19 protein-coding genes and 1 tRNA gene are annotated in these 21,286 nt (G+C 41.6%); 10 read left to right on the forward strand and 10 right to left on the reverse strand.

From position 1 onward, the window contains the following. From HMPREF9447_RS03725 to HMPREF9447_RS03755, 7 genes are all read left to right on the forward strand, one after another. Positions 1-672 carry a DUF4903 family protein gene (locus HMPREF9447_RS03725; protein ID WP_009128217.1) on the forward strand — a complete coding sequence of 224 codons (672 nt, stop codon included), beginning with the start codon at positions 1-3 and terminating at the stop codon, positions 670-672. 101 nt (positions 673-773) lie between these two features. Continuing rightward, complete coding sequence (locus HMPREF9447_RS03730) at positions 774-3,125, forward strand: TonB-dependent receptor (protein ID WP_009128226.1); 2,352 nt, start codon at positions 774-776, stop codon at positions 3,123-3,125. 2 nt (positions 3,126-3,127) lie between these two features. Further along, positions 3,128-3,856, forward strand: coding sequence for an HmuY family protein (locus HMPREF9447_RS03735; protein WP_009128227.1), 729 nt, complete (start codon positions 3,128-3,130; stop codon positions 3,854-3,856). 18 nt (positions 3,857-3,874) lie between these two features. Then, positions 3,875-4,756 carry a hypothetical protein gene (locus HMPREF9447_RS03740; protein WP_009128228.1) on the forward strand — a complete coding sequence of 294 codons (882 nt, stop codon included), beginning with the start codon at positions 3,875-3,877 and terminating at the stop codon, positions 4,754-4,756. Next, the gene (locus tag HMPREF9447_RS03745; RefSeq protein WP_009128229.1) at positions 4,749-5,636 is read left to right on the forward strand and encodes a hypothetical protein; all 888 of its coding nucleotides are present in this window, start codon (positions 4,749-4,751) and stop codon (positions 5,634-5,636) included. The genes HMPREF9447_RS03740 and HMPREF9447_RS03745 overlap by 8 nt, the downstream gene beginning before the upstream one ends. A 17-nt stretch (positions 5,637-5,653) precedes the next feature. Then, the gene (locus HMPREF9447_RS03750) at positions 5,654-7,141 is read left to right on the forward strand and encodes a PepSY-associated TM helix domain-containing protein (RefSeq protein ID WP_009128230.1); all 1,488 of its coding nucleotides are present in this window, start codon (positions 5,654-5,656) and stop codon (positions 7,139-7,141) included. A 78-nt stretch (positions 7,142-7,219) separates the two neighbouring features. Next, positions 7,220-7,840: a Crp/Fnr family transcriptional regulator gene (locus HMPREF9447_RS03755; RefSeq protein ID WP_009128231.1), complete on the forward strand. Its 621-nt coding sequence runs from the start codon at positions 7,220-7,222 to the stop codon at positions 7,838-7,840. 20 nt (positions 7,841-7,860) lie between these two features. On the opposite strand, the gene HMPREF9447_RS03760 is transcribed toward HMPREF9447_RS03755, so the two are convergent. Genes HMPREF9447_RS03760 through HMPREF9447_RS03790 form a run of 7 tightly spaced genes read right to left on the reverse strand, consistent with a single transcriptional unit; the run spans position 7,861 to position 15,641 of the window. After that, on the reverse strand, positions 7,861-8,559 hold the full coding sequence (locus HMPREF9447_RS03760) for a hypothetical protein (RefSeq protein WP_009128233.1): 699 nt from the start codon (positions 8,557-8,559) through the stop codon (positions 7,861-7,863). A 10-nt stretch (positions 8,560-8,569) separates the two neighbouring features. Next, entirely contained in the window at positions 8,570-9,613 is a 1,044-nt protein-coding gene (locus tag HMPREF9447_RS27405; protein ID WP_009128234.1) for a DUF4249 domain-containing protein, read from the reverse strand. A gap of 4 nt (positions 9,614-9,617) precedes the next feature. Then, positions 9,618-11,984, reverse strand: a complete 2,367-nt coding sequence (locus HMPREF9447_RS03770; protein ID WP_009128235.1) for a TonB-dependent receptor — start codon at positions 11,982-11,984, stop codon at positions 9,618-9,620. Between the two features lie 14 nt (positions 11,985-11,998). After that, positions 11,999-14,194 (reverse strand): peptidase domain-containing ABC transporter, encoded by a 2,196-nt coding sequence (locus HMPREF9447_RS03775; RefSeq protein WP_009128236.1) that lies wholly within the window; start codon positions 14,192-14,194, stop codon positions 11,999-12,001. Next, positions 14,191-14,709, reverse strand: a complete 519-nt coding sequence (locus tag HMPREF9447_RS03780; protein WP_009128237.1) for a peroxiredoxin family protein — start codon at positions 14,707-14,709, stop codon at positions 14,191-14,193. Before HMPREF9447_RS03780 ends, HMPREF9447_RS03775 begins: the two co-directional genes overlap by 4 nt. A gap of 53 nt (positions 14,710-14,762) precedes the next feature. After that, positions 14,763-14,957: a bacteriocin gene (locus HMPREF9447_RS03785; RefSeq protein WP_009128238.1), complete on the reverse strand. Its 195-nt coding sequence runs from the start codon at positions 14,955-14,957 to the stop codon at positions 14,763-14,765. An 18-nt stretch (positions 14,958-14,975) separates the two neighbouring features. Beyond that, positions 14,976-15,641 carry a hypothetical protein gene (locus tag HMPREF9447_RS03790; protein WP_009128240.1) on the reverse strand — a complete coding sequence of 222 codons (666 nt, stop codon included), beginning with the start codon at positions 15,639-15,641 and terminating at the stop codon, positions 14,976-14,978. Between the two features lie 250 nt (positions 15,642-15,891). Here HMPREF9447_RS03790 and HMPREF9447_RS03795 point away from each other — a divergent pair, with 250 nt between their 5' ends. Next, entirely contained in the window at positions 15,892-16,185 is a 294-nt protein-coding gene (locus HMPREF9447_RS03795; RefSeq protein WP_009128242.1) for a helix-turn-helix domain-containing protein, read from the forward strand. A 3-nt stretch (positions 16,186-16,188) separates the two neighbouring features. Next, positions 16,189-16,470 carry a helix-turn-helix domain-containing protein gene (locus HMPREF9447_RS03800; protein ID WP_009128244.1) on the forward strand — a complete coding sequence of 94 codons (282 nt, stop codon included), beginning with the start codon at positions 16,189-16,191 and terminating at the stop codon, positions 16,468-16,470. A 145-nt stretch (positions 16,471-16,615) separates the two neighbouring features. Here the strand turns inward: HMPREF9447_RS03800 and HMPREF9447_RS03805 are convergent, their stop codons facing one another. Then, positions 16,616-17,848, reverse strand: coding sequence for a site-specific integrase (locus tag HMPREF9447_RS03805; RefSeq protein WP_009128246.1), 1,233 nt, complete (start codon positions 17,846-17,848; stop codon positions 16,616-16,618). A gap of 263 nt (positions 17,849-18,111) precedes the next feature. Beyond that, positions 18,112-18,185, reverse strand: a tRNA-Asp gene (locus HMPREF9447_RS03810). Positions 18,186-18,381: 196 nt separating this feature from the next. On the opposite strand from HMPREF9447_RS03810, the gene HMPREF9447_RS03815 reads away from it, so the two are divergent. Continuing rightward, positions 18,382-19,695 carry an aminotransferase class I/II-fold pyridoxal phosphate-dependent enzyme gene (locus tag HMPREF9447_RS03815; protein WP_009128248.1) on the forward strand — a complete coding sequence of 438 codons (1,314 nt, stop codon included), beginning with the start codon at positions 18,382-18,384 and terminating at the stop codon, positions 19,693-19,695. A gap of 2 nt (positions 19,696-19,697) precedes the next feature. On the opposite strand, the gene HMPREF9447_RS03820 is transcribed toward HMPREF9447_RS03815, so the two are convergent. After that, on the reverse strand, positions 19,698-21,278 hold the full coding sequence (locus HMPREF9447_RS03820) for a SusD/RagB family nutrient-binding outer membrane lipoprotein (protein WP_009128250.1): 1,581 nt from the start codon (positions 21,276-21,278) through the stop codon (positions 19,698-19,700). Positions 21,279-21,286: the final 8 nt, after the last annotated feature.

The raw sequence follows: 21,286 nt of genomic DNA on the forward strand, positions 1-21,286 counted from the left end.
ATGCATCCAGACAGCAAAAAGAATAAGTTTCTTTTTGCTGTTGCTCTAACAGTACTGTGTTGCACGACTTTCTTTTCGTGTACCGCTGATGAAGAACTCACCCAGAAACCTGTTTCGGATGAATACATCAGCATAGCGAGAGAAATTCTGCAAGACAGTATTGTTGTGAACGCAACAGCAATGCAAGGAACTGTGAATAAGACCCTGTTGGACGAAGGATGTCCATTGAAATATTATCTAAAGTGGAAAAGCGAGACTTCGGATATGCTTAATATCCAGTTGAAGGGCTTTTCTGTAGGTAAAATGCCTGTAACCATCTGGTTCTCCATCAACTGCAAGTTCATGCAGCTCAACACATGGGAGAAGGAAGAATATACCGGAGATGGTTGGATAAAGTTCCAGGGAACTGGGGGGTCAACCCGATATACCGGCAATCAGAACGATGAGGAAGGAAGCTATGAAAGCGGCGACGGCGGCGCAGGCAGCGTAACCGGCTACTTCAACGCCAAAACCAACGAAATAGAATTCGTGACCAACTTCAACGTGATGAATATGAGCAGTGACGTATATCTGCAAAAAGTAGACCCCACCCGTATAGACAGATTTGAAACTGATTTTGCCCAATACGAAAAGGATCTGGCCGAGTATAAAAAAGAGCATGGCATTAAATAAATGCCCCTGTATCCGGTATCAATAATCAAGAAGAGGAAAGAAGCCTCACAGCTCTCTTCCCTCTTTTCTTATGTAAAGACGAAAGCAGAACAAAAAAGACAATGAAAAGGAAAACGACACTATTAATCACGTGCCTGTTACTGGTATTTATCAATGCGGTAGCCCAGCAGAAAATAAGATTGACTGTCTTGGAAAAAGGAACGAAGCAACCCCTGATTGGGGCGGAAATCGTATATGCAGACAACCAAGCACTGAACAAACCGCAGTATGGCATTACGAACGCAGAAGGAAAATCTTCGCTGCATATGCCCGCCAAAGGCATATGCCATTACAGAATCTCCTATTTAGGCTTCTTGCCCCTGACCGGAATAATCGAAAAGGGCAAGCTTTCGCCGACACTCTATATGGAAACAAATACCGAAGAAATCGGTGAAGTAGTCGTGACCGGTTCGCATACGGCACGTCCGGTAAAACTGTCGCCCATACAGACGCAGGTTATCAGCGGCAGGGCTATGGTGGATGCCGGCTACGGAGACATCCAAAAGGTGCTGCAACAGCAGACACCGGGACTGAACATACAGAAAGTAGGTTTCGGCAGCGAAATGTCGATGCAGGGTCTGGATGCCCGGCACGTCATGTTTCTCATGGACGGCGAACGCATGACCGGCGACATGGCCGGAAACCTCGATTACGAGCGTTTCAATCTGCACGCCCTCGACCGCATAGAGATTGTAAAAGGGGCAACAAGCACCTTGTACGGCAGCCGTGCCTCCGGAGCAGTCATCAACCTGATTACCAAGAAGCCCACGCAATCGTTGTCCATCGATGCCGGTGTACGCTACGCACAAATGAACGAGAGGAACTACAAGAACCCGTCGAAAAAGGATTTCTTGTATATGTTTGAAAAGAATTCCGACCGCCCCAACCTGCAAGGCTGGGTAACGGCAGGCGTGAAAGCCGGATGGTTCAGTTCACAGACCGACTTCACCTACAGCGAGAGTGATGCCTTCTATCTCTATCAGGCAGAGAACGACAAGAAGGTCTATACCAAAGAGGCGAATCCCTGGCTCAATGAAGACGTGACCATCGTGAGCGGCATGCCACGACCGCCGATGGGTATCGAAGGCACCGAACATCTGACGGTATCGGAGAAACTGTTTTTCGAACCGTCGAAGAATTTCAAGGCACAAGTCTATGGAACCGCCTTCTGGATGAACCAGTTTGATATGGTGCAGGATCTGGTGTTCAACCAGTCGAAAGACTTCACTCTGGGAGCGAAGGCAACTTACAGTCTGAAAAACTGGTTCAGCATAACTGCCAGCATACATTCGGATTTCTACGACCGTTACAAACGGCACGAACGCCGGGACGAACAGCGGAAAGTGTACAAGAGCCGTATACTTCAACCCCGCCTGATGATCACCAGCAACTATTTCAAGGCACACAACCTGACCTTCGGCATGGAGCACTATACCGACGAGCTGACCAGCGACCGCTTCGCGGGAAAAGGTAGCCATAAGATGCTAAGCCGTTCACTCAAGGAAACAGAGTACTACCTGCAGGACGAGTGGAAAATCAGCCAACAATGGATGGCAACTGTAGGTGTGCGCACCAACTTTTCCAAACAGTTCGGCTTTATGTGGATGCCGACCGTCGCCGGAAAGTATTCGCCGGCGGAACACTGGAGTTTCCGGGCGACCTACTCAAAGGGATACCGCTCCCCTTCCATCAAGGAATTATTCTTTAACTGGGACCACCTGGGGATGTTCATGGTGAAAGGAAATGAATACCTGAAACCGGAAAAGAACAACTACTTCTCCGTAGGCGCGGAATATGCAGACGACCGTTTCTTCATCAACGCCACCGCCTACGCCAATATGTACAAGAATAAGATTGAGGGAGTATGGCGCATCTATGACATGCAGTACAACTTTGAATACGAGAACCTGCATTCACAGGATTTAATTGGCGGCGACCTGTTGGCACGCTGGAAAATCTTCGACTTCCTAACCCTGAACGCCTCGTATTCGTATGTCAACGTAAGCAAGCAGGACGGAATCAGAATCAACACCACATCACCCCACGCGGCAACCGGCGGACTTGAATACAGTTTCAGGAAGAAGAACTACACGCTGCTTGCCGGATTCACGACCTCGATCATGGGAAAGAAGCAATATGACGTGCAAGACCGCCTGACTGTGGACGGAGTAAGCCATGACGCCTATTTCCGCTGCATCCTGCCGACATATGCCTTGTGCAACCTGAACGTGACGCAGAACTTTTTTAATAAGATAAAGCTCACGCTCGGCGTTGATAATATCTTCAACTACCAGCCCAAAACGCTCGGTTCCGGTCTGACCGCCTTTAACGTGCCCGCTACTGCCGGGGCACGGGGCTACGTACAGGTAGAGTTTAAGATAGACGAATTTATTAACCTGCTGAAGAAGAAATAAAGATGAAACGAAAGAATACATTTGTTTTTTCCCTATGGATGTTAGCCGTAATCCTGACGACTTCCTGCATCCATGATATTGAATATGACGCCGACGAGTTCGACGGAAAGATACTCTCGCGCATCACCGGTTACGGCGGCATTTCACAAGATACCAACGACTGGATGTACTTTAATCTCCGCACGGGAGAAGTGTTTAACGAGAATTTCTCCGGAGAAGACATTAAGGAAGGAGAACAGATTGAACGGACGGACTGGGATTTTGCCTTTTGCGGATACCACATGCGTACCAATTCGGGAACCAGCGGGCACGGTAGAGGGGGAGCTTTGGATGCAGGCTCCGGAGAGTACGAAAACTGGACTTCGTCCTCGCAACTGCCTGCCGATGCAGCCTGGGTAACGGACACGGACAAGGATGTGTATGTCACCTATTCCCAGAAGGATTGGTACAGCTACCTGAACAAGAACGGACTGGATGAAAACGAACATCCCTGGTTCGATCCCAACAGCGGTCCGCAACGGACACTGACGAGTGCCAACAAACTGCTGGATAATGCCATTGCCGTATCAGGTCCCCCCATGACCTATACACCGTCTTACCATACGTATATCATCCGCTGCGCGGACGGGGAAACGTATTTCAAGTTGCAGATTGTGAGCTGGTATAACACTCACACGGAAATTGATGATACCGGCGGACAGCTAAGTTATTACATTGACAAATTGAATTAACCCATAAACTTATGAATGATGAAAAGTAAAAGATATTGGTGGAAAGCCATTGCCTCTTTCCTGATGGTGCTATTCACCATGCCGCTGGGACATGCGCTAATGATTATGATGGAACATACAATGGGGAAAACCGCCCTGCACTATTCAGCCTTTGCCATGGGGGCAGTGGGTATGTTTATGGTGATACGGGGCGTATTTGCCAAAGGTGATACAAGGCAGACCTTATGGGGGCTCTTCGGCGGCCTGCTCTTTTGGACAGGCTGGGTGGAGTTTCTATTCATGTATTTTGCCAACCGTTTCGGTACGCAGGCACAGCTCGATCCGGTGACCGGGGAAATCGTGACCCGTCCGGAGTACCTTATCCTGCCCGCTTCTTTCGGTTTCTGGATGATGATTATGGTCATGTATTTGTTCAGCACCCGGAACGGTTGCAACTTCATCAACTGGTGGCAACGGATGCTTTTTCGAGGCCGAAAGGCTGATATTGCGGCACGTCCGATGACACGCCACACCAGTATCGTTACCTTCATGGAGCTGATGATGATTCTGTGGGCCTCTTACCTGTTGCTGATGTTCTGCTACGACGACGTGTTTCTTGGCGACCATCATCCGGTGACATTTCTTGCAGGTCTGGGATGTTTGGTGGGATCGTTCTTTATTTTCGCCAAGCAGTTAAAAATCTCTGCATGGGGAGCCAATATCCGCATGGCTATTGCAACCGTAATCGTATTCTGGACTCCGGTGGAGATATTGGGACGCATGAACTTTTTTGATGAGATATGGGTAGCGCCCATGGAACACAAGACAGAAATGGTCTCCATTCTTATCGTATTTGTCGCACTGGTAATCTACCTTTGTTATATAGGAGCAAAAAAGAAAAGCAATAAGGTAAATGAGTGAAGGGAAAAAGCCGGGAAGGAAATCCCATTGGTTGAAGGCCATTGTTTCAATTGCCGTAACATTGATAGCCATGCCGGTTACTCATATCATTGCCCGTGCCTTGAAAGACGGTTGCTCGGGCGTGGAACAGTTCTATGCCGGTATGGCTATGGGTGGCGTGGGACTGTTAATGGTAATTGCAGGTGTATTCATGAAAGGGGATGTCCGGCAAACATTGCTGGGGTTGTTCGGAGGAATGTTCTACTGGATGGGAGCCGTCGACTTTCTGTTCATGTATTATGCCAATCGTTTTGGCACGCAGGCACAGCTCGACCCGGTAACGGGTGAAGTGGCCAGCCGTCCGGAATACCTGATATTGCCTGCCACGTTCGGTTTATGGGCAATGGTAATGATACTCTATTTGTTCTGCACCAGCAACGGATGCAACTTTCTAAACTGGTGGCAACGGCTTTTCTTCGGTAGCCGCAAGAAGGAGATTGCCGCCCGGCCTATGACACGCCACACCAGTATCGTGGCGTTCATGGAAGTTATTACGATGCTCTGGACATGCTACCTGATACTGATGTTCTGCTACGACGAGCGTTTCCTGGGCGACCATCATCCAATCACGCTGTTGGTGGGAATGCTGGGTTTTACCGGTTCAATCTTCATGTTCACTAAACTGCTGCATTACGCCTCCTGGGGAATGAGCCTGCGCTTCGGCTTCGCCACGGTCATCATCTTCTGGATTGCGGTAGAGGTGTTTGACAGGATACATGTTTTGGAAGGTTTATGGACGGCTCCTCAAGAGCATACAGACCAGATTGTCGTCATACTGTTGTCAGGTATTGCCGCAAGCCTGTATCTCGTGTATACATCTTATAAGAAACGGAAAAAATAAAGCAACAGGATAAAAGGATGAAAAAGATAACCTGGAAAAGACACCATAAATGGCTGGGGATTATCCTCAGCCTTTTTATGCTGATGTTCTGTGTATCCGGTATCATACTGAACCACCGTACATCTGTGGCAGACGTAAATATAAGCAGAGCATGGTTGCCGCATCGGTATCATTATAAGAACTGGAATGGCGGATTGCTGCGTGGCACACTGCCCTACATGGATAAGGATTCTGTGCATCACGTGTTGGTTTATGGTACAGGGGGCATCTGGAAAACTGACTCCGCAGCTACTTCTTTTGACGATTTCAACAAGGGGCTACCCTGCGGAGCGGACTACCGCCAGATGAAGACCGTCATACAGGCTCCTGATGGGGATTTGTATGCCGTCTCTCCATTCGGCCTATACCGCCATGGCGGTATAGATTCGGGGTGGCGGCCATTGAATATTCCTGTAGCCGAAGACGAGCTACTGACGGATATGGCTTGCCGGGATGACACGTTGGTGGTGGCAGGACGCTCTTTTCTCTATGTATCGGCCGCTCCATACAAGGATTTCAGGAAGATACAGCTGAAAACACCGGATGATTATGACGGAAAGGTGACATTGCTCCGCACTGTATGGCTGCTGCACAGCGGCGAGTTATTCGGCTTTGCGGGTAAAATCATAGTCGATGCGATAGCCGTAGTGTTGATAATACTGTGCCTGACCGGAATCTTGTATTGGCTGCTGCCTAAATACATCAGGCGAAGACGCCAACGGGGCAAACAGGTGAAAGCCGGTTCGCAATGGCTACGCGCATCGCTCCTGTGGCACGACAAAATAGGGCGTATGACCATCCTGCTGACCTTGTTTATAGTCATTACGGGATGGTGTTTGCGTCCTCCGGTAATGATTCTTCTGGCATTGAACAAGGTAGGCACCGTTCCCGGCACGATTCTCGACAGCCCGAACGGATGGAACGACAAACTTCGCATGCTCCGTTATGATAATACTTGCCACGACTGGCTACTTTCCACTTCCGAAGGATTCTACTCGTTGAAGAGTTTGGAAGATGTCCCCTTGAAGATTGCCGGTACTCCACCTGTAAGCGTGATGGGACTGAATGTGCTCCGGAAAGACGATGGTGGCAAATGGCTCTGTGGCTCATTCAGCGGGATGTTCACATGGGACAGGCTTCACGGTACGGCTACCGATTACTTTACCCATGAGCCTGCACCGGAAACTTCCGGAGCGCCGTTCGGCAAGAAAGCTATTTCCGGCTATAGTACAGATATGGGCGATGAAGGATTCACGGTGGAATATTACGAAGGAACAAACATCATTCCACAACCGGAGCCACTTGCGACTCTGCCGATGTCGCTATGGAATGTTGCTTTAGAAGTACATAGCGGCCGTATCTACATGGGAATAGCCGCCACTTATGTGTTTATCTTTTTTGCCGGACTTACCGCTGTATGGTGTTTGTGGAGCGGCTGGAAGCTGAGAAGGAGAAAAAAGAAGTAAACTTTAACTATGATGGCATAGGGATTTTGATTTCTTTTCCGGTCTTTATCTATGACAGACTAAAACACTAAAAATCAGATGAAACCTATAAGAAAGAATATATCCAGGCTATTGGAAGAGACTGTTCTCAGGCTAAATGAGGAAATATGTGATTTTGAGTTCACAAAAAAAGAGAGAGCCTACTTAAATGAAGTCCTCGAACGCAAGGTGGTACATAAGAAAGAGTTTATCTTAAAAGCGGGAGAATGCGAGGAATATATTTATTTCATTGAAAGCGGGGGATTCAGGTATTGGACGATAAGCCCTTCGGGAAAGGAAATCACCTTCTGGCTTGCATTTGACCTGGAGTTTACTTATTCCTATTTCTCTCTCAATTCTTACGAGGCTTCAAAGTTCAATATTCAAGCTGTAACAGACAGTATAGTATGGAGAATTGAAAAGAAAAACATCAATATCAGTCATAACAATTCTGCCAATTTCAATCTGCTGACAAGAAGCATATTGGAAGACATTCTAAAAAGGAAAATAAAAAGAGAAGTCGAACTGCTGAGTTCTACTCCCAAAGAACGTTATAGTGAACTGCTTCGTCACGAGAAAAAGGTACACCTTTTGATAGCATCCAAAGATATAGCCTCTTATTTAGGCATCGCCCATCAAACATTGTGTCGGATTAGAAAACGCATACCTCCCACTGAATAAGGAAAAAGAATCTGCCTTCCTCAGAATTTAATAGCGGCTTTACCTTCCACCGAATAATTTAACTTACTGCTGTCAAAAGAATTCTCCCGGAAACCGGCATCAATGCTAAACTTTGTATTATGATTGGGATTATACTCCAATCTAATTCCTACCCCTGTTTTAGGCTGGGTATCTAAACTTTTGATGAAGGGGTCTTTGTTCCGGTTTAAAAGGTATTGTCCCCACAAGGTCAATGCAAGCTGACTATTTAGTTGATAATTCATCGCCATTCCCAGTCCCAATGAGGTATGTTTTGATGAAAACGTATATCCGTATTGCTTGGACAAAAAGACGCTTCCCGCAAAAGATATCCTCCTGTTCGTTTTCCAAATCAATGTGCCTCCCAGATTATGGATGTCACCCAGTCCTAATTGAAACATCCGTTGATTAAATGGCATCACGGTAAAATGCCTGAAGTTATAGGATTGGCTCAAATCATGGTTAAGCGAGGCAGCATTGTTAATAAAATGAGGCGTAAACAACACATTGCCATCAAAGCTATCCGGATAATCCCGGATAACTGAGAGCGAATCCTTGGCAGGTATTTTCTGGGGTATTGGCACAAGATCCTGCACCTGTTTTACAGGGGGGATATCTATAATCGGATGACCTTCATTTTGGGCAAAAGCCGTCACACAAGATATCATAGAAAATACAATATAAATGAAAATTGCTTTCATTAACTTACAGCTATCTGTTCACAATACTTTTTGTTGCCGGAAGCACAGGTTTATAATCTTGCAAGTCCAGCTTCAGGCTAGTCCCTGTACTTATCCCTACAATTCCGATTCCTCCTGTAATGTTTGAAGGAAGTTTGATTGCCTCATTGAAGGGACCGCCACTATTGTCTGAATCCAAAATATTGAGTGCTCTCAAATAATAATATTCTCCTTCGGAAATACCAAGAAGATGTACGAGAATATTAGTCTTCACATTTTTTATATCCTTCAAATTCTCATAGACTCCATAATAGAGGTTTTGACCGTATGGATAATATTCAGTACTTACTGACATTGTGTATCTGCCGTTAATACGTGAATTATCAAATACCCCGTATTTATTTTCCGGAGAATCAAAAATGTTTTTGCCATCCATAGGGGTTGGCCTGCCGTCTGTCAATACCACATCTTCACGGCTGATCAGGCGCTCTACCGTATTAACAATAACAGTTGTATCGTTGTCGGTATTTGATGAAACCGCGTCAACTGTCTGTATCCGCTCTATCGCTATTCTATAGTAATTATCCACATTCGCATTATCCGTAAAGGTTACATTCAATTTGATAAACCTTTGGGTATCAAAGGGGGTAGTAATAAAAACCGATGTCGTGTCAATACGTTCAATGACCATAGAAGAAGGAACCAGAGCCTCCCCCCAGGCTTTAAATTGACTGTCAGCGGTAGATACTTCTATTTTAACCTTGTCTCCGGGAACGAAGTGTGTTGAGCTAAAATAATCACCCGGGGATGCCCCTTGTGCTGTTTCATTATATGTTGCAGCCGTTATTTCCTCTTTCAGTTCTTCATTGACAAAGACTTTGATCCGGGCATCTGTAATATATGTTACTTGATTGTGCCCGGTTAGAGCCACAACAATTTTATTCTCCTGCTTTTGTGCATCCAGTAACGCATTTACAATGAGCTTGGACGGTTCATTGCCATAGTCAAGTGGAATCTCATTAGTACATGACACTAATGAAAAAAATGCAACTATTGATAATAAGCTTTTCTTCATAAATCTAAAATTTATAGGTATAGGTAACCGATGGAATAAGGGGTAATATTGTGACCTTTTTCAGTACATCCCGGCGATTTCCGTTTTCATCTTTAGCATCCCTGAACAGGAATGTGGGATTCATTGCATTATAAACATTAAACAAGCTGATATTCCATGTTCTAACTCCATGGCTGGTCTTCTTATGAAAATTAACTCCTATACTAAGTTGATGGCTGCTTGGCATGCGGTAATTATTCCGTTGACCTACATAATCAACTAAAGATGGTGTCAAGTCATCCCCAGGGCGTACTACAATTGTACTTTGTTCGCCAATCGTTGTCGTACCTCCGGTACGAAATTCCCATGAAGCGCCCATATCAATCTTTTCCGAAAATTTATGATTGACAGTCAAGCTAATGTTATGCCTCCTGTCATATTTATATGGGAACCATCTTCCGTCATTAATACTCCCTGATGGGAATTTACGATCACTTTTGGCAAGAGTATAAGCCAACCACCCTGTGGTCTTACCTATTTTTTTCTGTACCATAAATTCAACTCCCATAGAGCGTCCTTTTCCCATTTCAACCTTGCTCTCCCAATTGTAGGACGATCCCATAAGTGCTGCTCCATCTTTATACTCCAATACATTATTTACGTTTTTATAATAACCTTCTACAGAAAGTTCCCAACCATGAATTCCGGTGTAATACATCCCAAGAGAATATTGGTGTGCTTTCATCGGTCGTATGTTTTTGGTGGCAGGTACCCACAAATCAGTAGGCATGGTCATGGTGTAACTGGATAAGAGATGAATATTTTGGTTCATCTGAGTATATGATGCTTTCAGAGCAATATCACGATTTAGTTGGAAACGGGCCGACAATCGGGGCTGCAACGAAAGATAAGATTTCTTTTGCACGTGAAATAGGGATAGGTTTAATCCGGCATTAATACTAACCCGGTCACTGATATCAAAATCATCTTCCACATATAAAGTCGATTCATGAGCATAAATCTCTGAATCAAGCAAGCTCTTAAAATCCTTATTTATATCATCAGAGCTATTCTGAATTTTCCCGGTGAGACTTTCCGGTTTAAATGAGTGATACAAATAGATCATCCCAAACTTTATATGATGTTTAGGCAAAGGGAGATAGTCAAAATCAAGGCTATACGTCCAATCTTTAATTCCCGAATTGTAATCCGAACGATAACTGCCATCTTTCTGCGAAGTCTTATTGACTGACTGGTATCTGTATTCAGTATATGCGACTGTGGTATTACTGAATAAGACCGGAGAAATTACATAATTCCAACGCAATGCCGCAACGGTATTCCCCCATCTCAGACTATTTTCATCCTTAGACTGGTATTTCTTAAAATCTTCCTGATTCATGATTGAGAATTTGTCAGTTCCGCTATATACACTTAGAAATAACCGGTGCTTATCATTAAACTTATGATTTACCTTTGCATTGAAATCATAGAAATAATAGTTGAACTGGTCTTCCTCCTTCATAAAGGGACGGGCTATCACATCAATATAGGATCGGCGGGCAGAAATATTAAAGGAGGTCCGGTCTTTTACTATCGGACCTTCAAACTGAAGTTTGGCTGACAACAAACCGACTCCTAAAGTGCCATGAAATTTACGCATATCACCATCATTCGTACGAACGTCAACGACCGAAGACAAGCGTCCGCCGAAGCGTGCAGGAAAACTCCCTTTATACAGATCCACCTTTTTAACGGATTCAGGAGTAAATATGGAAAAGAAACCGAATAAGTGGTCTACGTTGTAAAGAGGGACGCCGTCCAATAAGATTAAATTTTCATCAGGACCGCCACCCCTTACATATATCCCGGAACTCCCTTCTGCACCGGATTGCACTCCGGGCATCATCTGGATAGTCTTCATGATATCAACTTCCCCTAATACAGCCGGAATCCCCTTCAACTGTTCCATGGGGATATTAATTGCTCCCATACGGGTCGCATTGATCCCTGTTTCAGAACGATTACCATAAACTACAATCTCGTCCAGTTCTTGATTCACCTTTAAGGGTATATTGAGTTTTAAATTCAAAGACACATCAAGTATTTTCATACTTGTCTGGTATCCAATATAGGAAAACTGTAAATCGGCTTTGCCTTCAGGTAAAGTAATACTATAAAATCCAAATTCATTTGTCGTAGTACCCACCTGAGATATTTTATCGTAAATATTTGCGCCCAGCAGACTTTCACCTGAAGATTCATCCGTCACATAACCGCTTATTGTATACCTATCGTCTTTCACTGCAGTTTGCGCATAAAGGATAACAGGAAAAATCAATAAGACAAGACATATCTTTCTCCGGTAGCTATTTATTCTTTTATTCACCATATCATATTATTTATTTAGTTTTCAAACAATAGGGAATGATATTTACTATAGGTATTTTCTCTAACTATCAGTTCTTCATGTGTGCCGGCATCGATCACATGATTCTCATTCAAAACAAAAATTTTATCTGTTTTTTTAGCTATTTCAGGCTTATGCGTTATCATCAGGATAATCTTCTCTCTTTTTATTTTTTGGAGGATATTCATCATAATTAGTTCGTTTGACTTATCCATTGATGCGGTAGGTTCGTCTAAAACCAGTATATGCGAGTTAGTAAATAAGGCCCTTACAAAACCAATTAGTTGTTTCTGCCCACCAGATAAATTAATTCCGTTTTCACTTAAATTGTTGAACAGGTTTAATGCTGAACTTGAATCCAAGAAGCTGTTCAATTCATACTCAGCACACAATTTCTTTAATCGGCTTGTTTCTTCTGGATGAAACATAGTTATATTGTCCGCAACTGTACCCATAAATATTTTGGTATTCTGTGAAACGACACTTAAATAAGAACGCCAGCTGGCTATGGTATATTTATTAATATTATCACCATCAAAAATAATTTCTCCATTTTTAATGGGGTAAAATCTCTGAATGAGATATAATAATGTACTCTTTCCTGTGCCAACATCACCGAAGAGAGTTACAAATTCTCCAGTGCAAATTTTCATATTCAGATTATGTAATAATTCTATCTTCCCCGGATAACTAAACGAAACATCACACAGTTCTAAAAAATGGAATTCTTTGATAGCTTCTTTCATGGAGTGTTCTCCATTAGGAACTATTCGTTTCTCCTCTTGGGAACTCATTATATCATGCAAACGCTCAAAAGCAACTATGGATTCTTGAATATGAATAATTACTGATATTATATTTATTGTAGTCGCTATTGTTAAAGATAAGATAGTGATAATAGCAAACAGCTGGCCTAATTCCAGTTTTTCTGTCATCACATAATATGCTCCTAAAGACATGGCTATTATAGAAAAAACAGAACCTAATATGTTAATTATTAAATCATAACCAGAACTGAACTTTCCCAAATGCTTTGCCGTTTCTTGAGTTACATAATACTGAGATTCAAGTTTCTCTGTAAAAAAGGACTCACAAACATAATTTTTGATACATTGTATTCCAGAAATACTTTCAACGGCATAAGCTTCGAAATCGGCATAATTTGTCATAAGTTCTCTCTGTTTGTTCTTTATAACAATAGAAAAGTACCTCGAAACAACAATCATGACAGGGATAGATAAGGCAGCGATAAAAGCAATTTCTATATTGTAGTACATTAACAGGAGAATAGAGAAAAACAAAGTCATACACTCAACAATAGTGGAGTTTATAAGGACAACGATAGCTCCTTGAATTCGCTCGGTTTCCTTCATTCTGGAAATAACCTCACCTATACGCATTGAATTAAAAAAAGACATAGGTAAAGAGAATATCTTGCCAAGAAAAGTGGCGATAAGACGATTATTAAACAATTTAGTATGACGTATTATCAGGATGTCTCTAAAAAAAGAAAGAAAAATACCTATTATGATAATAATCAAATATAAAGAGATAAAAGAAAATAAGGTGTACACATTCTTTTCAGGGAGAACGTCATCAATCAATTTTTGGGTAAACAGAGCTGTAGTAAACCCTAATAAGGAAGTAAAAAGGCTCAAGAAAAATGTCATCAATAAGAGATGTCCATCCGGAGAGATTAATCCTTTTAAGAAAGTTCTTCTCTGATATGAATAATTGGTATCGTCTTTTTTCAATTCGGAGTTGTGAGCCAATGTCAGCAATGTTCTTGTTTCCCAAACAGAAGTTAGTAATTCTTCTGTATAATACTGGATGCCTATTGCCGGATCTCCAATAATGAATTCTTCCTTCTTTTGGTCATACCCGTAATACAGAATAAAATGAGGGAGTTTGTTAGCGTTTGTAATATACAAAATCGCTAATGTATTGAGTGCTTTCAAAGATTGGATATCACCTTCATACCCATTAGAATCAAAGCCCAACTCTCTGGCGGCGTCACGTAGTCCTAAAAAGGTTGTTCCTTCTATCGTGGTTCCAGTGCTAATCTTCAGCTGTTCTTCATTTATATCTTTCCCATACAACTTTGAAGCTGACACAAGACAAGCCAACCCACATGAACTCTGAGTATGCTGTAGACAAAAAGAATGCTTTATCTTTTTTATATCAACAATCATTCTGAACTGTTATTTTTTAATAGCTCCTGAAGGATATTCTCATCAATAGACTCTCCTCGACGGAAAAGTGTACCATTTTTATTGAATATTAGAAATGACGGATAGCCTTTTACATCATAATAATCCAATAAAGACATTTTATCATCAGAAATAACATAAACATTATCAAAATCAAGACAGACTTTCTTATGTAAAAAGAAAGCTGACAGACTAGCTTTAGGCTCAAAAGAAATAAAAAGCACATGATAAAACATCGAGATTTGTTTAAGTTGCTTTTCCAACAACAAGATTTCCGCTAAACAGAGTTCACACTGTGTATTAAAAAATATCAGAATAGTTTGACTCCCCTTCATTTGTTCAGAAGTGATCATCTTTCCATTAATACTTTCAGCCTGAATCCAAAGAGAATTATGTTGTATTTTGAATGGATTATCGTGTCTCAAAGAAAGGATTCCAAGAATTATAGTTATAAGCATTACAGCAAATAATGCAAAAAGAGCCTTTTTTTTATTCATTATAATTTATATAAATAATAGTCAGGTATTATTTACCTGACTATTAGAATTAGTTAGGCTTTCGTTCCGTCATACCCGCAACTCATGCCGTTATTCCATCCACCGTAGCTTTTACCCCATAAACGATGGTAAACCTTGCGGCATCTGCAAGCAGGACCTGCACCCATTTTTTCACATTGCCAGCGTGTGGCCCAAAATTTACCGCCTCCACTGATGTTAGCCATCTGTTGTTCTGTAATTTCATTCATGATTTTAAATTTTAAAAATTAGTTGAATAATAGTTCAATAAAATACATAAAACATATATATATTATGGTACCAAATAGATATATTCCAAGTGTTAGCAATATCGTCCTCATCAAGTTGACAACAAGTATTTTTGATAAAATCGATGATAATACCAAGATAAAAATGACTTCTACAAAATTTACCTTTTCCAATAATCGATAAATGAGGTTTGGCAAATCTTGATTAACAAAAAGTCTTCCTAAAGATTGGAAAAAGAATTCATCATCTACCGTTTTTGCATTATACTCAATCACACCACCCGCTTTTAAGGATGTTACCAATAGACTATTTAATGAAAATATGATGATAGATTGGCATGTAGCCTTGACACTATTTTTAAAGCTGATAAAATAGTTCAAAGCATTATATCCTATGAATAAACATATTGATATTAAAATGACTTGAATAGCAATATGAACCGGAATCCATAAGTAATTATATAGTTCATAGAATTTAGCTTCCAATATGGCCTTCTGGTAATCGTCTGCTGAACTAAAAAGAGGTTTCAAGTACATACTGTAGTAGTTGTCAGTCTGAATAAAACGATATTCCACAAATATCATTATTGCATAGATCATAATATTCAGCAAAAACAGATGCCAACAATTTATTTTAAGATATTTACTAATCAAGGTATTTTCCATATCATATTTTATATTTAAGAAATACCGGACTATGTATTTCAGCTGCTCCACATAAATTGGACTCCCGCAAAGATAGTCCCGCATATTTAAGCAATACTATACCTTGGAAAGAATCTGACTATTTCTGAATTGAAGTTCAGAAACGACGCACTCACATATTCCAAACATTTAATCTTTTCAGCATTTTTACATCCCTAAAATCAACATTACAAGGCACAATTATGCTACTCGTGTGTAAACACCAAGAATTATGGAAAGTATTGCAATAGAAAAGAAGGCTTATACGATGATGCTAGAACGCATCTCCAAGCTGAAAAACAGAGTGAATAATCTATATCCGAACCAAGAAGGCATCCTTCATGAAGAGTGGATTGAGAATGCCGAACTATCGCATCGGCTTAATATTTCTTTAAGAACCTTACAGACTTACCGAGAAAGAGGTGTGATAGGTTTTTCTACAATCGGAAGAAAAATTTACTATAAAATATCGGACGTGGAAAAGCTTCTCAAAAAGAATCGTATTAGTAATAAAAATAAGAACTAAAAAATGGAACTAATCACTGTAGAAGATTTTATGGAGGAACTGCAAGGATTTGACGAACTTGCGGAAAAGTTTGAATATGTACTGGCAATTTATAAACCTCCTTTAAACGGAGAACGCTATCTGACTAGTGAACAGGTTTGCAAACTTCTAAATATTACGAAAAGAACACTGCTGGAATACCGTGAAAAAGGCGAAGTACCCTACATCACTCTTTTTGGTAAAATGTTATATAAGGAAAGTGACTTGTTGGCTATTTTGGAAGAAAACTATATACCAAGATTTTAAAATCTGAATTATGAATATTATAATATCGAAGCCAAGCCAAAAAGAGACAAAAACTATCAGACTACGCTAACAACAATACAGATTTGCACAAATAAAAAGGCGATTGGATATCCCCCAACCGCCTTTTATCTTTAAAATACATAACCTATCTAAATAAGTTTCTAGAAACCTTCTGCATATCCTCCATTATATTTTGATCAAGGACTCTGGCATAATGTTGAGTTATTTTAGTAGAAGAATGTCCTAACATTTTAGACACATTCTGCAATGAAACATGATTCGCAAGTGTTATTGTAGTAGCAAATGTATGACGGGCTACATGCACTGTTAAATTCTTCTTTATACCGCACAAGGTAGCTATTTCCTTAAGGTAAGCATTCATTTTTTGATTGCTAGGTATGGGAAGACAGGGGGTATTTTCCTTTTCTGGACTCCAATTATACTTCTCCAAAATAGCTTGCGCCGGAGGAAGCAAAGGCACATTGCATGTACAAGACTCCTTCGCATCTGCAATCTTAATACGAGATTTACGAATCCATAAAGCATTATTGTTATCACGAATCAAATGCTCAGCAGAAAGAGTACTTGCATCAATAAATGCCAATCCAGTATAGCAGCAGAACAAAAAGAAATCTTTCACATGCACTAATCGTTGTACAGTAAACTCCTTCTCTTCTATCTTTTTCAGTTCTTCTAATGTTAAGAAGGTGGGAGAGGTTTCCACTTTACGAAAAAGATTCTTCTTATCGACAAACGGATCTTTTTTCATCCAGTCATTTCTCAATGCTGTATTGGTCATCTTCTTAAGACAAGTCATGTATTTAGTCAATGTATTTTGACTAAGCTTCTTATCTATTCTCAGATAAAGTTCAAACTCATCAATGAACTCACCCGTCAGTTCATAAAACGTAATGTCTTCTTTAGCATAAAAGCGATCAACTGCTACTTTCAATGCATCAAAGCAGTTTACATATCGCTTCAATGAACCTAGCCGAAAATCAATATCAAGCCTTCTCTTGCAATTTTCTATATGCTGCTCCATTGCGGCTAAAAGAGTGTGTTTGTCCTCCTTTGAAAACAGTTTTATCAATAAAGCTTTCGGACTGATAAATGCTTCCTCCAATAGGAGTTCTTTATGGATCTGCAGCAGACGTGCACGCATATTATCAATATAGCTATTAAGTTCCAGGGATATCCTATCCTTCCCACGGCAACATCCTTTAGAAGGATTCCAAGAATTCAGGGCAACACTACGTTGTATCCGAACTTCGTCATATTGACCATCAATTGTAACTCGAAGCAAGATTGGAGCTTCACCATTTTTTAAGACTTTTGTCTTCAAAGGAAAGAACAAAATGTTCATTGTACCTTGTTTCATACTTCTAAAATTTTAGTTCAACAAAAATAGCTTGCCATAAACTAAAATACTATCAGCAAAACAATGATAAACAGTTAGTTAGAAACAATTCGGTGGTTTTTTTTTAAGCTTTCCGGTGGTTTTTTTATGCCTCCAAAAAAAGCCACCGAATTAGCCACCATTGAGCTTAATTTCTACTCTCTTTTTTGCTCGGTAAGAACAATAAAAAAAACTCTGATTTAGTTGAAAATCAGAGCTTTGCTTCATTTTGCAATATAACCGAGCGGTGCGTACGGGACTCGAACCCGTGACCCCATGCGTGACAGGCATGTATTCTAACCAACTGAACTAACGCACCATTATTTTATTTTCATTTGCTATCTCTCTCGATTGCGGATGCAAAGGTAGACATTTCTTTGAAACCTGCAATAGCTAGAAAGAAATATTTTTCATCTTTTTTAAAGTAAGCTTGATTATAAGATATTTATATTACCTTTGTGTGACAAAAAAAAATCGAGTAACAAATCAAAATGAACTTAAAAGCGAGAAAAACCATGAGAAATACTCCTATTGAACGTAAACTGATTGACGAAACCATCGAAGCATTTCAGATTGCAGACTTTGGAAAAGCAACCATCCGTGAAGTAAAAGCCATTGCTGCCAAAGCAGAAGCAGAGGCGGGTGTGGAATTCATTAAAATGGAAATGGGCGTGCCGGGACTACCAGCTTCGGCTGTAGGCGTAAAAGCTGAGATAGAAGCCTTGCAGAATGGCATTGCCAGCCTTTACCCGGATATCAACGGCCTGCCCGCACTGAAAGAAGAAGCTTCACGCTTCATCAAGGCCTTTATTAATGTAGATTTAAAACCAGAAGGTTGTGTACCTGTCACCGGTTCCATGCAGGGAACTTTCGCCTCCTTCCTCACTTGCAGCCAATGCGACGAAAAGAAAGATACGATACTATTCATCGATCCTGGCTTTCCCGTACAGAAACAGCAGTTAGTAGTAATGGGACAGAAATTTGAAACCTTTGACGTGTATGACTATCGCGGCGACAAACTGAAAGAGAAATTGGAAAGTTATCTGACCAAAGGTAACATATCCGCCATCGTTTATTCAAATCCTAACAATCCCAGTTGGATATGCCTGAAAGAAGAAGAACTGCGTATTATCGGGGAACTTGCTACGCAATATGATGTTATCGTCTTGGAAGACCTCGCCTATTTCGCTATGGACTTCCGCCAGGATTTAAGCAAACCATTCCAGGCACCTTTTCAACCCTCAGTAGCACATTATACTGATAATTATGTATTGCTGATTTCTGGTTCCAAAGCCTTCAGTTATGCCGGACAACGTATTGGGGTAAGCTGTATTTCTGATAAACTGTACCATCGCTCCTATTCTGGTCTGACGAAACGTTATGGTGGAGGCACTTTTGGCACCGTATTCATTCATCGTGTGCTCTATGCCCTTTCATCCGGCACAAGCCATTCTGCACAATATGCCCTTGCCGCTATGCTGAAAGCAGCCAGCGACGGACAATATAACTTCCTAAATGAAGTGAAAATATACGGTGAGCGTGCCCATAAGCTAAAAGAGATTTTCCTGCGCCACGGCTTCCACCTGGTATATGATAATGATCTGGGAAATCCTGTTGCCGACGGTTTCTACTTTACAATTGGTTACCCGGGCATGACCAGCGGTGAACTTGCCAAAGAATTGATGTACTATGGTGTCAGTGCCATTTCACTGATTACCACAGGCAGCCATCAGGAAGGTCTGCGTGCTTGCACCTCTTTCATTCAGGATCACCAATACGCACAGTTGGATGAGCGTATGGCAATCTTTGCAGAAAACCATCCGGTATAAAATCACCAGTTACGGCCGGTATCCCACCACAAACGGGTACCGGCATTATCTTCTCCCCCCAAAGCTTTCACCAATGCCTGATATTGATCCGGATTCTCTGTCTGCAAGCCACCGGGAAAATTCAAACGCCGTATCATAGTCTCCGTATCTATACATCCATCCTTACTATGATTGAAGCGCACTGGGAAAAGACGCGGATAACCAGTTCTGCGCTGTTCCGCCCAAGCCTCACAACCTTCAGGAAACATAGCCAGCCATTTTTGTGTGATAATCTTCTCCAGCTTAATTTCACGGTCAGCCGTTTCTATCCATTTCGGAGACACCTTGCAACGGGTCGCTATATCATTCTCCGAATCGTATGTATCTATAAAATCAGCCGGTAGTTTATCACTGTTCAGATAACTCTCGCTCTGCATGATGCCATGTTGATGCAAAGAAGAAGTAACTCCTTTCTCATAGCAAGTACCGGCCAATTCTCCCGTCCAGTTTCTCAAAGCAGCTTCTGCCCGCAGAAACCAGACTTCCGCAGCAGTCATAAGAACCGCATCTGTTGCCTGAGTAACATTCAGTTTCGACATCCCCAGATAATTATTGTGAGAGAAACAAGTTCCCTGACGGATTCCATGATATTCTCCCTTAAACGCTGCATCCTGACACGTCGCAAAATAGATACTGCGCCTCGGATCGTCGTATCCATTCATTATTGATTCCATCGGAGCACTCATAAAAGTCTCATTCCACACCAGATTCAGTTCACCCAACGGATTGGTATATCCCCCCTGAGTAGAAGCAGCTACCGGTTCATTTTCCACTTCCAGCACTCCGTATTCATTATTAAAAGCTTTCAGGAACTCTGTACGGGCTTTTTCCTCGTCAACAACCGCAATCCTCATGGCAAGTCTCATTCGCAGAGAATTGGCAAACTTTATCCATGAAGTATATGCACCATCCATCAGAATATCAAAACGCGAAAACTCGGCAGCTTCCGGATTCGACTTTACATAATTGGTAAGAGTGGTCACAGCCGTATCCAGTTCGCAAAAGAATTCTTTATAAACTTCCTCCTGTGTATCGGGCATATACTTTGCATCAGCATCAGCAAACCGGGTATACACAATAGGGCCGTAATAATCCGTAACCCGGTGCATCACCTCCACTTTCAATACCTTAGTAACTCCGAAGAAACCCGGATGCTGGTTACGGGTCGCATTTTCCGACTGGTATATCTGCGGAAAGACATACGAATACATATGTCCCCACATTGCACTGTTCCAGCCATCCTGCAAATTATAGTCCGAATTATGAGTTCCTCCATTCAGTGGCTTGCCATCGTGCATATATCCACTGAACATATCTGCATTTAGATTTTGCGTCAGCTGGAAAGGCCAGTTCTTACCTTTCCCATAATCATAATTAAAATAAATACCCTGCTGAATGATTCCCAAACGGATGCCATGTTCATTGTAATCTATCTGCAAATCATCATCCGTCACTCCGGCTTTATCCGTATTGATATCCCTGAAATCACCTGTACATGAAGTAAAAGCTAACAGCGCACTCAATATCCAACTATATCTTTTCATTCCTGCTT

This window comes from Bacteroides oleiciplenus YIT 12058, assembly GCF_000315485.1.
Lineage (GTDB): Bacteria > Bacteroidota > Bacteroidia > Bacteroidales > Bacteroidaceae > Bacteroides > Bacteroides oleiciplenus.

Excerpts from the sequence above, each read along its gene's own strand:
- HMPREF9447_RS03730 (WP_009128226.1), top strand. The coding sequence starts at position 774 with ATGAAAAGGAAAACGACACTATTAATCACGTGCCTGTTACTGGTATTT.
- HMPREF9447_RS03805 (WP_009128246.1), bottom strand. The coding sequence starts at position 17,848 with ATGAAACAAGGTACAATGAACATTTTGTTCTTTCCTTTGAAGACAAAA.
- HMPREF9447_RS03820 (WP_009128250.1), bottom strand. The coding sequence starts at position 21,278 with ATGAAAAGATATAGTTGGATATTGAGTGCGCTGTTAGCTTTTACTTCA.
- HMPREF9447_RS27405 (WP_009128234.1), bottom strand. The coding sequence starts at position 9,613 with ATGAAGAAAAGCTTATTATCAATAGTTGCATTTTTTTCATTAGTGTCA.
- HMPREF9447_RS03750 (WP_009128230.1), top strand. The coding sequence starts at position 5,654 with ATGAAAAAGATAACCTGGAAAAGACACCATAAATGGCTGGGGATTATC.
- HMPREF9447_RS03735 (WP_009128227.1), top strand. The coding sequence starts at position 3,128 with ATGAAACGAAAGAATACATTTGTTTTTTCCCTATGGATGTTAGCCGTA.
- HMPREF9447_RS03815 (WP_009128248.1), top strand. The coding sequence starts at position 18,382 with ATGAGAAATACTCCTATTGAACGTAAACTGATTGACGAAACCATCGAA.
- HMPREF9447_RS03780 (WP_009128237.1), bottom strand. The coding sequence starts at position 14,709 with ATGAATAAAAAAAAGGCTCTTTTTGCATTATTTGCTGTAATGCTTATA.
- HMPREF9447_RS03755 (WP_009128231.1), top strand. The coding sequence starts at position 7,220 with ATGAAACCTATAAGAAAGAATATATCCAGGCTATTGGAAGAGACTGTT.
- HMPREF9447_RS03795 (WP_009128242.1), top strand. The coding sequence starts at position 15,892 with ATGGAAAGTATTGCAATAGAAAAGAAGGCTTATACGATGATGCTAGAA.
- HMPREF9447_RS03725 (WP_009128217.1), top strand. The coding sequence starts at position 1 with ATGCATCCAGACAGCAAAAAGAATAAGTTTCTTTTTGCTGTTGCTCTA.
- HMPREF9447_RS03770 (WP_009128235.1), bottom strand. The coding sequence starts at position 11,984 with ATGGTGAATAAAAGAATAAATAGCTACCGGAGAAAGATATGTCTTGTC.
- HMPREF9447_RS03790 (WP_009128240.1), bottom strand. The coding sequence starts at position 15,641 with ATGGAAAATACCTTGATTAGTAAATATCTTAAAATAAATTGTTGGCAT.
- HMPREF9447_RS03740 (WP_009128228.1), top strand. The coding sequence starts at position 3,875 with ATGAAAAGTAAAAGATATTGGTGGAAAGCCATTGCCTCTTTCCTGATG.
- HMPREF9447_RS03775 (WP_009128236.1), bottom strand. The coding sequence starts at position 14,194 with ATGATTGTTGATATAAAAAAGATAAAGCATTCTTTTTGTCTACAGCAT.
- HMPREF9447_RS03745 (WP_009128229.1), top strand. The coding sequence starts at position 4,749 with ATGAGTGAAGGGAAAAAGCCGGGAAGGAAATCCCATTGGTTGAAGGCC.
- HMPREF9447_RS03785 (WP_009128238.1), bottom strand. The coding sequence starts at position 14,957 with ATGAATGAAATTACAGAACAACAGATGGCTAACATCAGTGGAGGCGGT.
- HMPREF9447_RS03760 (WP_009128233.1), bottom strand. The coding sequence starts at position 8,559 with ATGAAAGCAATTTTCATTTATATTGTATTTTCTATGATATCTTGTGTG.
- HMPREF9447_RS03800 (WP_009128244.1), top strand. The coding sequence starts at position 16,189 with ATGGAACTAATCACTGTAGAAGATTTTATGGAGGAACTGCAAGGATTT.